This is a genomic window from Monashia sp. NPDC004114 (genome assembly GCF_053603855.1).
The window spans coordinates 148,431-162,485 of record NZ_JBSGGK010000003.1; the positions used below are offsets into that span (position 1 = coordinate 148,431).

The window sequence follows — 14,055 nt, forward strand, 5'->3', positions numbered from 1 at the left end:
CGGCCCGGTGGTCTCCGTCTGAGAGGCACCACCTGCGACCATGCGCCCAGAGGGCGCCCAGCCGCCCAGTGTCAAGCAGGGAGGGATGATGACGATTTCGTACCAACCCAGCACCGGTGTCGCTGTCGATCCGGCCAGGCCCGACCCGACAGATCCCCGGGAGCTGCTCTTTCACATCCCGCGGTCGCCGACGCTGCGTCGCGAGGTGATCCCACCGCACCCGCAGCAGTCGATCCGGGTGCTGACCCACGACTTCCCGAGCGAGATCTGCGGCTGGGGATCGCACCCCGAGTACGAGATCCACCTCATCACCAAGACCCACGGGAGCTTCATCGCCGGCGACCACATCGGCACCTTCGGCCCCGGTCAGGTCAGCATCATGGGCCCGAACCTCCCCCACGACTGGGTCAGCGACCTCCCGGCCGGCCAGGTCGCCGTCGACCGCGACGCGGTGATCCAGTTCACGGACGAGTGGATCCACAAGTGCATGGCCGACATCCCCGAGCTCGGCGAGGTCACCGAGATGCTCCAGAGGTCGAGCCGCGGGCTCGTCTTCACCGGAGCCACCGCCTGGCGCGCCGCCGAGACGATCCTCGCCGTCGTGCAGAGCACCGGCGTCGAGCAGATGGGCCACTTGTTCAGGGTGCTGGCGCTGTTCGCCAAGGCGCCGCCAGACGAGTTCGAGGTGCTCGCGAGCGAGTGGATGGGCCGCCCGACCGGCGTCGGGTCACAGCAGGCGGTGGAGGCCGGGCTCAGCTACATCTTCGAGAACCTCACGGGTGACATCCGGCTGTCGACTGCCGCGCACCTCGCGTACATGTCCGAGCCGACGTTCTCGAAGTACTTCAAGGCGGCGACCGGCATGACCTTCAGCAGCATGGTCAAGAAGCTCCGGATCGCCCACGCCCGCAGGCTGCTCGACACGACCGACCATGCCATCGCCCAGGTCGCCGTGATGAGCGGCTACCACAACATGGCCAACTTCAACCGCCAGTTCCTCGCCGAGGTCGGCACGACGCCCACGTTCTACCGCCGGCTCGAGAACACCCAGAAGCCCCCACCCGAGCTGTTCAGCCTCGGCCGGCACGCCCATCAGGACTGACGCTGCAGGCTGCGACCGCGTATGCCGTCAGCGGCCGAGCAGGGCGTCCAGAGTCCCATGCACGCCGCGCTCGGCCAGCCAGTCGCGTGTCTCCAGGAACGCTGCGCGGAACCGGCTGTCATCGGCGAGATCGCCCCAGAGAGAGCGCAGTTCGATGAACGCAGCCGGGTCGTCGTCGAGGGCGGACGCGGCGAGCGTGGTGGAGTAGACGTCCTCCGGGACCTCGCGCCCTGAGATCTCACCCCGCCCGATGAGCGCCCAGTACTCCGCCCAGGCTGCGCACATCGCTGCGCCCAGCTTGACCGGCCTGCCCGCCGCGAGGTTCGCTCGCACCGCGGGGAGCGTGAACGTCGCCATCCGGTTCGACCCGTCGGTCGCGAGCCGGACGAGCGTGTCCTTGACGCCCGGGTTGGCGAAACGCTCGAGCAGCGTCGCTATGTAGGCCGCGAGGTCGATGCCAGGCAGCTCACCCAGGGTCGGGGCGGCCTCGTCGGCCATGTAGCGCTCGAGGTACTCCCGGATGCGGTCGTCGCGCATGGTCTCGTCCACGAGGACGTATCCCAGGGGCGCACCGAAGTAGGCGAGCGCCTGATGGCTCGCGTTGAGCAGGCGCAGCTTCATCAGCTCGTACGGGCGCACATCCTCGACGAACTGGACGCCGACCGTCTCGAGTTGCGGCCGGCCCAGCGGGAAGCGGTCCTCGACGATCCACTGGGAGAACGGCTCCGCCGGCACGGGCCAACCGTCGTCGAGGCCGAACTCCCGGGCCAGGACCGCGCCGTCGTCCTCGGTGGTTGCGGGCGTGATCCGGTCGACCATGCAGTTGGGAAAGCTGACCGCTGAGCGGATCCACTCGGCGAGTCCGTCGTCGACGAGCCTCGCCAGCTCGCACACCGACTGACGCGCCACGTCGCCGTTGCCCTGGAGGTTGTCGCACGACAGCACCGTGAACGGCGGGAGGTTCGCCGCTCGCCGCCGCCGCAGGCCCTCGACGATGTACGCGAAAACCGTGCGCGGGTTGTCGAGGTTCTGGACGTCGTGGACGACAGCCTCGCTGCTGGGGTCGAACTCGCCTGTCGCGGGATTCCTCAGGTATCCGCCCTCCGTGACCGTCAGGCTCACGATGCGGACGTCGGGGTCGACCAGTCGGGCGTAGACCGCCTCGGGGTCATCGGGCCCGAAGAGGTACTCGATGACGGAGCCGATGACCCGGGGGGCGAGCGACCCGTCGGCGTGGCGCTCCACCAGCGTGTACAGGCAGTCCTGCGCACGCATGACGTCGCGCATGACACGATCGCGGGGCAGGACGCCCACACCGCAGATGCCCCACTCCCGCGATGACCCGCCCTGCATCAGCTGGTCGATGTACACGGCCTCGTGGGAGCGATGGAAGTTGCCGAACCCGAAGTGGACGATGCCCACCGACACCGCCGACCGGTCGTACGACGGGATGGCTGTGCCGAGCTGGGCCAGTGCGGCGGCGTTGAGGCTGGTCACGTTCGTAGGTCCTTTCGCGAGGCGGAACCCAACGGGCATGAAACCAACCACGTGACCTGGTGACGAGACGCCTGCCTCTCGGTGGACCGAAAAGTATCGACACTGCACCGAATTGCATGGATCCCGACAGTCGAGTGAGCGCCCCGCCCCTCCAACCACAGGAAATCCTGTGGCTGGAGGGGCGGGACGCTCGCTCGACTGCAGGTATGACCCGGGGGCGGTCCGGGAGCGGTCAGCGGGCGCCGAGCGCGTGCTCGACGGCGAGCTGGTTGAGCGCGACGAAGGCGTAGCCCGCCTCGGCGACGCCGTCGACGTCGAAGTCCTCGAACGCCGCCGGGTTGGCCAGCAGGTCAGCGAGCGACTCCCCCTCGCCCAGCGTCGGCTGGGACAGCTCGAGGACGCGGCTCGCCTCGAACGCGGCCTGCACCTCGGGGTCGGCCCGGTAGGCGGCGGCGCGCTCCTTGAGGACGATGTACGTGCTCATGTTCGCGGCGGCCGAGGACCACACCCCGTCCATGTCCTCGGTGCGCGACGGCTTGTAGTCGAAGTGGCGAGGGCCCTCGTAGCGGGGGCCGCCGCCGACGAAGCCGTTCTCGATCAGGTCGACGGTGAAGAACGCGGACAGCAGGTCGCCGTGGCCGAAGACGAGGTCCTGGTCGTACTTGATCGAGCGCTGGCCGTTGAGGTCGATGTGGAAGAGCTTGCCCGACCACAGCGCCTGGGCGATGCCCGAGGTGTAGTTGAGCCCGGCCATCTGCTCGTGGCCGACCTCGGGGTTCAGGCCGACGATGTCGCCATGCTCGAGCTGCGCGATGAAGCCGAGAGCGTGGCCGACGGTCGGCAGCAGGATGTCGCCGCGGGGCTCGTTCGGCTTGGGCTCCAGGGCGATTCGCAGGTCGTAGCCCTGCTCCTTGATGTAGCCCGCGACGGTGTCGATGCCCTCGCGGTAGCGGTCGAGCGCGGCGTTCTGGTCCTTCGCGCCGTCATACTCGGCGCCCTCGCGGCCGCCCCACATGACGAAGGTCTGCGCGCCGAGCTCGGCCGCCAGGTCGACGTTGCGGACGACCTTGCGCAGGCCGTAGCGGCGCACCTCACGGTTGTTCGAGGTGAACGCGCCGTCCTTGAAGATCGGGTGGCTGAACGTGTTCGTCGTGACCATCTCGCAGACGAGGCCGGTCTCGTCGAGCACCTTGCGGAAGTCGGCGATGATGCGGTCGCGCTCGGCGCTCGAGCTGCCGAAGGGGACGAGGTCGTCGTCGTGGAAGGTGACGCCCCAGGCGCCGAGGTCGGCGAGGCGGCGGCAGGACTCCAGCGGGTCCAGGTGCGGCCGCGAGGCATCGCCGAACTGGTCGCGAGCCTCCCAGCCGACGGTCCAGAGACCGAACGAGAACCGGTCATCAGCAGTGGGGGTGCGAACCATGTGGCTCCTCCTCGAGCAAGTCCTATTTGTTTACCCGTACAACTTATTCCAGCCGACCTCATGGGTCAAGTGACCGGGCAGGCCGAAAATGGTGCCCGCACCGGCCCAGCGCAGGCCAGGATCCGGTCGGCTGACCGGGGCGGCGGCACGTCGTCAGGCGAAGAGTGCCTGGCCCCAGAACTCGCCGGTCTTCAGGCCGGGCGGGCAGGCGAAGACCGCCGAGCCCGTGTGCTCGATGTACTCGTTCAGCACGTCCTTGCTGGCCAGGGCCTTCTGCATCGGGACGAACTGACGCTCGGGGTTGCGCATGTAGGCCAGGAAGAACAGCCCGGCGTCGAGATGCCCGACGCCGTCGCTGCCGTCGATGAAGTTGTAGCCCCGTCGCAGGATGCGTATGCCGCCGAGCTGGCTCGCGTGGGCGAGCCGCATGTGAGCGGCCACCGGGATGGCCGGCTCGCCGCCCGGGCCCTTCCTTGCGAAGTCAGGGACGTCGAACTCCTTGGCCAGGCCGAGCGGGGCGCCCTCCTTCTTGTCCCGGCCGATGATGTCCTCCTGCTCCTGCAGGGTGGTCCGGTCCCACACCTCGATGTGCATCCGGATCCGACGCGCGACCAGGTAGGACCCCCCGGCCATCCAGGCCCCGCCGCCGGTCTCGTCGCTGTCGGCGACCCACACGTGCTCGGCCAGCCCGTCGGGGTCCTCGGCCTTGAGGTTGTTGGTGCCGTCCTTGAACCCGAACAGGTTTCGGGCCGTCGCCTGCGAGGTCGAGGTCGACGAGGTGCGGCCGAACCCGAGCTGGGACCACCGGACCGCGACGACGCCGGAGCCGAGACGGATGAGGTTGCGGACTGCGTGCACCGCGACCTGGGGGTCGTTGGCGCACGCCTGGATGCAGAGGTCACCGCCGGACCGGTTGGGGTCGAGCTGGTCTCCGCGGAAGGCGGGGAGGTCCGCGAGCGCCGCCGGCTTCTTCGCCGCCAGGCCGAACCGGCGGTCGAAGAGCGATGGCCCGAAGCCGACCGTGATGGTCAGCCCGGAGGCCGGAAGACCGTAGGCCTCCCCCGTGTCTTCCGGCGCGCGGTTCGGACCACCGCCGACGAGCCCGCCTGGAGAGGCCTCCGCACCGGCGGTCATCCTCTCGGCCGCCCGTGCCCAGGTCTCGAGCATCTCGACCAGCTGGGCCCGATCCGTGGTCACGACGTCGAGCGCGACGAAGTGCAGGCGGTCCTGCGCGGGCGTGATGATGCCGGCCTGGTGCTCGCCATGGAAGTCGATGGGCGCGTCGAGGCCGTTCGCGGCGGTCGCAGCGGGCGCCGCCGCGGCGGCGGACTGGACCTCGGAAGCCCGGCTCACGGCATACGCGGCGACGCCTGCGGCAGCGACGGCTCCGGTCGCGCCGAGGACCTGGCGGCGGTTGACCGCGCTCACTTGGCCTCCACCACCCCGGGCACCTTGGCCACCTGCTCCGACAGGGCGTCGAGGGACACCGTCAGTGCCTTGATGTCGGCGGCGGTCAGGTCGGTGTAGGTCTTGAAGCGGCCGTCGACCCGATGCGTGGCGAGCAGCGTGTTCAGCTCGCTGAAGCGGGCGTCGAGGCTCTTCTGCAGCGCGGGGTCACGCTCGGTGACGACCGGGCGGAGCGTGTCGAGCGCCGACTGCGAGCCCTGGAGGTTGCCGAAGAAGTCCCAGAGGTCGGTGTGCGAGTACCGCTCCTCCTCGCCCGTGATCTTGCCCGTGGCGACCTCGTCGAGCAGCGCCTTGGCGCCGTTGGCGATGGTCAGCGCGGTCGGCTCGACGGTCGTGCTCTTGGCGACGATCTCGTTGACGTCCGCGAGCAGCTGGTCGGCGATCGCGCCCGAGTCCTTCTGCAGGCCAGAGGCCCACAGGTCCTTCTCGAGGCGGTGGTAGCCGGTGAACTTCATGCCGTCGTCGACGACGTCCTCGCGGCCGTCGATCCGCGGGTCGAGGTCACCGAAGCTCTCGGCGACCGGCTCGATCGTCTCCCAGGGCAGCCGGGCGGTCGGGTAGAGCTCCTTGGCCTTGGCGACGTCGCCGGCCTTGACCGCCGCGACGAACGCCTCCGTGCCCTCCTTGAGCTCCTCGCCCTGCGCCGCCACGAACGTCTTGTAGTCGGCGATGGCCTTGGCGACCTTCTGGTCGGCGCTGCCGGCGACCGCCGTGCCGGTGACCGTGAAGGTGCCGCGGATGCCGTCGCCGACCATCCCCGGCTTGCACGCGGTCGTGAACGTGCCCGGCTCGGTGATCTCGACCTTGAGCTCTCGGCTCAGGCCCGGCGTGATGTTCTCCACCTCGCCGACGATGCGGTCGCCCGCGGCATACACGTAGAACTCGTTGACCTTGGACCCGGTGTTCTGGATCTGGAAGGTGACCGTGCCGGCCTTGGCCGAGGTCGCCGAGAGCTGGCAGGCGGTGTCGGTCGCGGTGACCGCGATCGGGCCACCGGCCGTGCCGGTCGAGCCGGCGCTCGGGTCGGCCTTGTCGGTGCAGGCGGCAAGGCCCAGACCGGCCGTCAGGACGAGGCCGGCGGTGAACGCGAGCGGCGCAGCTGCGCGCCGGGCGGGGCGGGACATGGTGCTCCTACGGAGGTGTTCGGCGATGGGATCAGGGGTGTTCAGGGGTTTCGGGCGCCGGAGATATGCCGGACGTATGCCGGCCGGCGCCCTCGCGCGGCTTGCTCGGCTCGCGCGCTCGTGCCTCAGGCGGCCACCCGGTGCTGCCCGCCCTCGGCGGGCGCGACCGACCGGGGTGTCGGCGGCGTCTTGACGGGCCTGAGGAACAGGGTCAGCACGACGGCGACGTACAGCACCCAGGCGATCGCCTGCAGGAGGGTCGTCGCGGGTGTGAAGTTGAAGATGCCCTTGAGGAGGGTCGCATACCAGCTGCCCGGGTCGACCGTGCTGCTCACGTCGAACGCGAGGGTGTTGAGGCCGGGGAGGAACTGGGCCTCCTGCAGGTCGTGGAGGCCGTACGCGAGGATGCCCGCCGCGACGAGGATGAGCAGGATGCCGGTGTAGCGGAAGAACTTGCCGAGGTTGATCTTCACGGCGCCGCGGTAGATGAGCCAGCCGAGCAGCACGGCCGCGCCGAGGCCGATCACCCAGCCGACGAGGGGCTGGTTGTTGCCCTGGCCGGCCGCCTCGGTGGTGGCGTAGAAGAAGATCGCCGTCTCGAGGCCTTCGCGACCCACGCCGAGGAACGCGACGATCGCCACCGCGAGCGGGCCCAGGTCGAGCGCCTTGTCGAGCCGGCCTTTGAGCTCGCCCGAGATGGTGCGTGAGGCCGTGCGCATCCAGAAGACCATGAAGGTGACGAAGACGACGGCCACGATCGAGGCGAGACCGCCGATGAGCTCCTGGGCCTCGAACGTCAGCTGCTTCGTGCCGTAGGTGAGCATCGCGCCGATCGCGACGGACAGCGCCACGGCGACTCCGACGCCGGTCCACACCCAGCGCAGCGCCCAGCGGCGGTCCGTCTTGACCAGGAATGCGACGAGGATGACCACGACGAGCGCGGCCTCGAGCCCTTCTCGCAGTCCGATGAGCGCGTTGCTCGCGATCACGGGGGCCTTCTTTCAGGATGTCCACAGGAATTACGCCATGCTGGCGTGACGGAATTCAGGAAAGCACAGGTAAGCCTTGCCTAACAAGCCGGGTCCAGTGCGAGAGTCCCCACATGAGCACACCCCCCGGCTTCTCCGGCTTCCCACCTGCCGCACTCACGTTCTACTCGGGCCTCGAGGCGGACAACTCCAAGGACTACTGGACCGCGCACAAGGCCGACTACGAGCGCCACGTCCGCGAGCCGATGCTCGCCCTGCTCGACGCCCTCGAGGACGAGTTCGGCGAAGCCACGATGTTCCGGCCCAACCGGGACATCCGGTTCAGCGCGGACAAGTCGCCCTACAAGACCCACCTCGGCGCATTCGCTGCAGCCAGCCCTGGCACGGGCTACTACGTCGAGATCAGCGCGGCCGGGCTCAAGGCCGGTGGCGGCTTCCACGCCCACACACCCGCGCAGACGACGCGGCTGCGGCAGGCCGTCGACGCCGAGTCCACCGGCGCGGAGGTCGAGCGGCTGCTGGATGACTTGCGCCGCAATCATTTCGACGTCCACGGGGAGAAGGTCAAGACCACGCCGAAGGGGTATGCCGCGGACCACCCGCGCATCGAGACGCTGCGCTACAAGGAGCTGATGATCATCCGCGACTTCGGAGACCCGAAGTGGGTCGGCACCAAGCGCGCTCTGACCGAGGTCCGCGACGCGTGGCGCGCGATCAGGCCCCTCACGGAGTGGGTCACCGAGCACGTCGGACCGGCCGAGCCCGGCGAGTCCCGGGCGCGGGGCCGCTGAGAGGCGTCATGGTTGTGGAGGGTCGTCGCCGCCCCAGCGACCTCGAACCTCCACACTTCAGACAGGAGGCGCCATGCACGTGATCCGTGCAGCGCAGGTGTTCGACGGGGAACGGTTCATCGGGGCGGCCGACGTCGTGCTCGGGGCCGGGCGGGTCGTCGACGTCGTGCCGCCGCGCGAGCACGCGTCCGACGTGGCCGTCGAGGACCTCGGTGAGGTGACGGTCCTGCCCGGGCTCGTCGACGCCCATCAGCACCTCAGCTGGGACTGCTCACCCGACCCGGCCGGGTGGCACCGCGACAACGACGACGACGTCCTGCTCGACCGGGCCCGTGCGAACGCGCGACGGGCACTCGCAGCGGGAGTCACGACCGTTCGCGACCTCGGGGGTCGCAGCGCGGTCACGCTCGCCCTCCGTGACGAGCTCGCGCGGCGCGGGTCTGCGGGTCCCGCACTGCTCGTGGCCGGTCCGGCGCTGACGACCCCCGGCGGTCACTGCTGGTTCCTCGGCGGCGAGTGCGCGGATGCCGACGCCCTGAGCCTCAAGGTGGCCGAGCTCGCCGGCTCCGGCGTCGACGTCGTCAAGGTCATGGCGACGGGAGGCAACGTCACCGCCGGTTCCATGCCGCACGAGTCGCAGTTCGGGCTCGCCGAGCTGCGGGTCGTCGTCGAGGCGGCCCACGACGCAGGCCTGCCCGTCGCCGCACACGCGCACGGCACCAGCGGTGTGGCGGACGCGGTGGGGGCAGGCGTCGACACCATCGAGCACTGCAGCTTCATGACCGCAGAGGGCATCGCCGAGGACCCTGCCCTCGTCGACCGCCTCGCGAGCTCGGGCATCCCGGTGTCGCTCACGGGCGGCAGCTCCCCGGGCGGCATCCTGCCGCCGGCCATCGCGGTGCGGATGCCGGCCCTCATGGAGCACATCAGGAGGCTGCTCGACGCGGGCGTCACCTGCATCCTGTCGACCGATGCCGGGATCGGCCCCGCCAAGCCCCACGACATCCTCGTCCACGCGATCATCCAGTCAGGACAGCTCGTCGGCATCCCGATCGAGCAGGCCCTCGTCATGACGACCTCACGCGCGGCGGACACGCTCGCCCTCGGCGACCGGGCCGGGCGGCTCCGCGGCGGACAGCCGGCCGACGTCCTCGTCGTCGCGGGGCGGCTCGACGAGGACCCGGAGGCGCTCCTGCGGCCGGTGCGCGTGCTTCGGGGAGGCGTCGCCGCCGGGTAACAGCCGGGTCCTCGTGACCCTGCCACGCGTCCAGCACTAGATTCCGTCGTGTGACCAGCCCCAACGCGCCCGTCGACGCCTATCTCATCGGCGGCGGCCCCGCCGGCCTCGCCACGGCAGCAGCGATGAAGCGCCGCGGCCTCCGCGGTGTGGTGCTCGACAAGGGCACCACGATCGGCAGCTCGTGGACCGGCCACTACGACCGCCTCCACCTGCACACGCCCCGCGAGCTCTCCGGGCTGCCGGGCCTGCCCATCCCGAAGGAGATGGGCCGCTGGGTCGCCCGAGACGACGTCGTGCGCTACCTCGAGCTGTATGCCGCCCACCACGACCTCGACGTCCGGCTCGGGTCCGAGGTGCGCCGGGTCGACTCCGGGCCGGGCGGGCGAGGATGGACCCTCACGCTCGCCGACGGCAGCAGGGTCGAGGCGCCGTACACCGTCGTCGCCACCGGCTTCAACCACACTCCGCGCGAGCCGGAAGTGCCTGGCCTGCAAAGCTATTCACGCGACGTGATCCTTGCGCGGCACTACCGCAACGGCGCGTCCCTCGCGGGCAAGGACGTCCTCGTCGTCGGCACCGGCAACACCGGCACCGAGCTCGCCGTCGACCTCGTCGAGCACGGCGCGTCGCGGGTTCGCCTCGCCGTCCGGACCGTCCCGCACATCCTGAGACGCTCAGCCGGGCCGTATGCAGCCCAGTACACCGGGATCGCGGTCCGCCGCCTGCCGGTGCCGCTCGTCGACCGCGCGGCAGCGCTCATGGAGCGGGCCACGATGCCCGACCTGACGGCATACGGGATGCCCCGCCCGGACACCGGGCTGCTCTCGCGTGTCGTCAACGACAACGCCATCCCGGTGCAGGACGTCGGGATCGTCGCGGCGATCCGGTCCGGCACGGTCGAGCCGGTGGCGGCCCTCGAGGCGTTCGACGGCGACGAGGTGCTCCTCGCGGACGGCACCCGGATCTCGCCTGACGCCGTGGTCCTGGCGACGGGCTACAGCCAGGGGCTCGGGCCGCTCGTCGGGCACCTGGGGGTCCTCGACCCGTTGGGGCGGCCCGTGGTCACCGGTGGCCGCACGGCGCGAGGGGCGGAGGGTCTCTGGTACACCGGCTTCACCAACCCGATCTCCGGCATGCTTCGCGAGATCGCCATCGACGCGAAGAAGATCGCCCTGTCCATGGCGCTGGCCAAGCGCGCCGCCCTGCGGTAGGCCGCACGGTCAGCTTTCAGGGCGCCAGCACGCGGCCGCCGAGGTTGAGGAAGGCGGATGCGACCGGGTCGGTGTCGGCGATCGCCGTCGCGAGCGCCTCGTCACTGGCTCGGCCCGACGCGAGCAGCGCGTGGTGCCGCGTCATCGCAGCCGCTGCCACGTCGTCGGGCACCGGAGCGACGGCCGCGACCGTCGACCGCGCACCGAGCGAGAGCAGTGACAGGGCGAGGCCGAGCGACTCGTGTCCGGGACGCGACGTGGCCAGTCCGACGTCACACGCGGACAGCACCACGTGATCGGCCCGGACGCCGGGACGCTGGAGCTCGTGCGCGAACACGGGGCCGTCGTGGAGCGCGAGCGAGGAGAAGAGCGGGGACTCGGTCTCGTGATGGCCGTGGGCCGCGACGTGAACCACTCCCGGCCGGCCGAGCGCCGCCAGCAGGGCATCTCGTCGCGACGGCCGGAGGACCTCGGAGCGGTCGCCCCACGTCGTCGCGATCTCGGACGCCTCGCTGCCCGCCCGAGGGACCGCCGGACCCACCGTGATGTGCACCTGCGGCGACTGCGTGCCGTTGCCGGGAACACCAGCGGTGCGGTCGCGGGGAGCGGTCCGCCGCGCGAACGAGGTCAGCGACAGGGCCACCGTGAAGGGCCGGCCGGCCATCGAGGGCAGCAGCGCCCACGGCAGACCGGAGACCTCCGGGCACGTCACCAGGACCAGCCCGCGCGAGGCGCGCCAGCCGCGCAGGATGGCATCGTCGAGCTCGGCAGCGCTGGCTCTCAAGGAGCCCCACACCATCGAGCTCAGCGGTCCGAGATGTCGGGTCGAGGCGGCGCGAAGGTCGACGCGGATGCGCTGCGCGAGCTCGCTCGCCCGCTGGATCGGCATCAGGTCGCGCAGCGACGCGCGCCCGCCGATGACGGCCACGGCGCAGAGACGACTCTCGTAGCGGAAGAACCACACGAGGTCGCGATCCGCCGCGACGAGCTGCTCCTTGGCCTCCCGCACCCGGATCGGAATGGCACCTGCCGCTGGACCGCTGCGCGTGAGCGCCCAGTCGCGGTCCCGGATGTCGCGCTCGAGGCGGGATGCCTCCGCCTGGAGCGCGGCGAGTCGCTCGAGGTCGGTGGCGCTCCTCAGCCGGGCCTGCACCGAGCGGAGGCGTTCGGTGAGCACCGCGAGCTGCTCGTCCTCTGGTCGCCCGAGCGACGGCAGCCGGTCGGTCGCGCTTCGCCAGCGCTCCAGAGCCTCGAGGACCGCGCCACTCCCGCGGGGGAACGCCAGCGACAGGTCGAGGTCCGCGAGGCGCGAGCCGTGGACGGCGCGGGCCGTCCGCAGGTCGAGGCTCGCGCTCGACTGCTGCCCCGCGGCAAGCCGCCGAGCCGCCTGGACGACCACCTGCTTGGCCCGCGTCCCGTTGCCCTGCGCCACGAGTACGGCAGCCAGGATCGCGTCGGAGTCGAGCTCGTCCGAGAGGGTGCCCACCAGCGTGCGGTCGAGCATCCGTCGATGGGCCAGCTCGACGTCGCCCCGAAGGAGCAGACCCTGCGCCGCCACGAGACGCGCGTTGTCGGCGAGCTCGGCGTCCCCGAGGTCCGAGGCGGTTCGCGTCAGCCCGTCTGCGGTCCTGACCGCCCGGTCCGGCACGTCGTCGGGGACGTTGCGCTGGTCGAGGGCTGCGCGCAGCCCGGCCAGGGTCGCGCGCCCGGCCCATGCTGCCGCGCCGAGCCGCTCGAAGGCGGCGCTGGCCTCGTTGGCGGCGGCGAGCGCCTGGTCGACACGACCGGACAGCCGGTAGGCGCGGGCCAGCTCGAGCTCGTGCTGGGCGAACCGCTCCAGGTGCTGCTCCGGGTCGAGCTCGGCGCAGCTGCGCTCGAGCTGGTCGATGGCCTCCGCGACGAGGCCGGCCTCGAGCAGGGCGCGGCCCTTGTCGAGCCGGAAGGTCGGCTCCAGCCCCTGAGCCGACAGGTCAGCGGACAGCCGCTCGGCAGCCCGCATGAGCGTGAGCGCCTGAGGCAGGTCGCCCCGCAGGTATGCCGCATACCCCTCGTTGTGCCGCGCCATGACCTCCTGCTGGGGGTAGCCGTGCTCGTGGGCGACCTCGGCGGCCTGCGCGAAGGCCTCTTCCGCGTCCTTCGTCTCACCGAGCGACAGGGCGAGCATGCCGCGGCTGATGTGCACCGAGCACTGCTCTCGTGCCGTGAACGCCTCGGGCCGCGACACCGCTTGGCGCATGTGCTGCCACGCCACTGCCAGCTCCCCGGCGCGACCGTGGATCTGGGCGCGCTGGAAGGCGATCCGAGCTTTCAGCTCGTCCCGGCCGAGGCGTTCGGCCAGCAGGGACGCGTGGTCGAGCCGCGCTCGCGCGGCGTCGAGCCCGGAGAGCAGGAAGTCGGACAGCGCCAGGGTGATCAGGGTGTTGACCCGCAGGGTGCCGACCTCGACGGCACTCGCACGGGCGGCACCGGGACCGCCGGGTCGCGCGCCGGAGCCTGGCGCGCTCTCGCGGCCGCCGCGCCTGCCGGTCACCTCGACGCCGGGCACCTCGATGCTGTCGGGCACCTCGATGCTGTCGAGCAGGTCGAGGGCCGCCTGAAGCGACCGCGCGGCCTCCGCAGGTCGGCCCGCGCTGTTGTGGACGACCCCGTGCTCCCGGAGGGCGCGGGCTTGTTCAAACGGGTCTATGGCTCGGCTCCGACGTCTCGTCGCCGGCCGACCCCTCAGATCTGGATCGTGGGGGTGATGACCGGTCGAATCTCCTTGTTGCCCGGGTCGGTGAAGATCACGAAGTGCACCGGCCCATGAGGTAGATCATCCAGAACAAACCGGCCATTCGCATCTGAAATCGCGGATGTGGTCGCTTCGGCCGTGACCGCATCGACCGTCGCACCGGGCACGGTGACCCAGCCGTCGACGCGGGCGCGCTCAGGGTTCTCCGCGGCCCCCACACTGACCATGAGGCTGACGTTCGCGGCCGTGAACGTGACGGACTCCACGGGGGTGGGCTCGGCCTGCAGGTCCGACCCGCGGGTCGTCAGCAGCGCGGAGTCCATCAGCTCGGCGACCTCGGCGTGCAGTGCCTGCACGGTCAGGGCGAACTTCATCCGCTCACCGAGGTCCGCCGGCACCGGGTCCGCGTGGTCGAACAGGTCCCGGATCGCGCGGAGGTTGGCGACGTCGCGCTCGTCGATGGCGTCGGTGTGCGAGGTCATG

The 14,055-nt window shown here is 70.9% G+C and carries 11 protein-coding genes; 4 read left to right on the plus strand and 7 right to left on the minus strand.

Annotation, left to right across the window (positions count from 1 at the left end; genetic code table 11):
- Positions 1–88: 88 nt before the first annotated feature.
- Complete coding sequence (locus tag ACWEOW_RS05550; protein WP_452268168.1) at positions 89–1,102, plus strand: helix-turn-helix domain-containing protein; 1,014 nt, start codon at positions 89–91, stop codon at positions 1,100–1,102.
- Between the two features lie 27 nt (positions 1,103–1,129).
- On the opposite strand, the gene ACWEOW_RS05555 is transcribed toward ACWEOW_RS05550, so the two are convergent.
- The 5 genes from ACWEOW_RS05555 to efeU all read right to left on the minus strand — a co-directional run bounded on the left by ACWEOW_RS05555 (position 1,130) and on the right by efeU (position 7,599).
- Positions 1,130–2,599 carry a mannitol dehydrogenase family protein gene (locus ACWEOW_RS05555; protein ID WP_452268169.1) on the minus strand — a complete coding sequence of 490 codons (1,470 nt, stop codon included), beginning with the start codon at positions 2,597–2,599 and terminating at the stop codon, positions 1,130–1,132.
- 232 nt (positions 2,600–2,831) lie between these two features.
- Positions 2,832–4,019 (minus strand): xylose isomerase, encoded by a 1,188-nt coding sequence (gene xylA / locus ACWEOW_RS05560; protein WP_452268170.1) that lies wholly within the window; start codon positions 4,017–4,019, stop codon positions 2,832–2,834.
- Positions 4,020–4,172: 153 nt separating this feature from the next.
- Positions 4,173–5,447: an iron uptake transporter deferrochelatase/peroxidase subunit gene (efeB, locus tag ACWEOW_RS05565; RefSeq protein WP_452268171.1), complete on the minus strand. Its 1,275-nt coding sequence runs from the start codon at positions 5,445–5,447 to the stop codon at positions 4,173–4,175.
- A complete protein-coding gene (gene efeO, locus ACWEOW_RS05570) occupies positions 5,444–6,610 on the minus strand; it encodes an iron uptake system protein EfeO (RefSeq protein WP_452268172.1) in 1,167 nt (388 codons plus the stop codon). The genes efeB and efeO overlap by 4 nt, the downstream gene beginning before the upstream one ends.
- Before the next feature lie 125 nt (positions 6,611–6,735).
- Positions 6,736–7,599, minus strand: coding sequence for an iron uptake transporter permease EfeU (gene efeU, locus ACWEOW_RS05575; protein ID WP_452268173.1), 864 nt, complete (start codon positions 7,597–7,599; stop codon positions 6,736–6,738).
- Between the two features lie 113 nt (positions 7,600–7,712).
- Between efeU and ACWEOW_RS05580 the strand changes: the two genes are divergently transcribed.
- The 3 genes from ACWEOW_RS05580 to ACWEOW_RS05590 all read left to right on the plus strand — a co-directional run bounded on the left by ACWEOW_RS05580 (position 7,713) and on the right by ACWEOW_RS05590 (position 10,841).
- Positions 7,713–8,390 carry a DUF2461 domain-containing protein gene (locus ACWEOW_RS05580; protein WP_452268174.1) on the plus strand — a complete coding sequence of 226 codons (678 nt, stop codon included), beginning with the start codon at positions 7,713–7,715 and terminating at the stop codon, positions 8,388–8,390.
- Between the two features lie 73 nt (positions 8,391–8,463).
- Positions 8,464–9,627: an amidohydrolase family protein gene (locus tag ACWEOW_RS05585; RefSeq protein ID WP_452268175.1), complete on the plus strand. Its 1,164-nt coding sequence runs from the start codon at positions 8,464–8,466 to the stop codon at positions 9,625–9,627.
- Between the two features lie 50 nt (positions 9,628–9,677).
- Positions 9,678–10,841: a flavin-containing monooxygenase gene (locus ACWEOW_RS05590; protein WP_452268176.1), complete on the plus strand. Its 1,164-nt coding sequence runs from the start codon at positions 9,678–9,680 to the stop codon at positions 10,839–10,841.
- A 16-nt stretch (positions 10,842–10,857) separates the two neighbouring features.
- Here ACWEOW_RS05590 and ACWEOW_RS05595 read toward each other — a convergent pair whose 3' ends face one another.
- Together ACWEOW_RS05595 and ACWEOW_RS05600 are read right to left on the minus strand one after the other, a co-directional pair.
- Positions 10,858–13,404 (minus strand): CHAT domain-containing protein, encoded by a 2,547-nt coding sequence (locus tag ACWEOW_RS05595; RefSeq protein ID WP_452268177.1) that lies wholly within the window; start codon positions 13,402–13,404, stop codon positions 10,858–10,860.
- 158 nt (positions 13,405–13,562) lie between these two features.
- On the minus strand, positions 13,563–14,054 hold the full coding sequence (locus tag ACWEOW_RS05600) for a hypothetical protein (protein WP_452268178.1): 492 nt from the start codon (positions 14,052–14,054) through the stop codon (positions 13,563–13,565).
- Position 14,055: the final 1 nt, after the last annotated feature.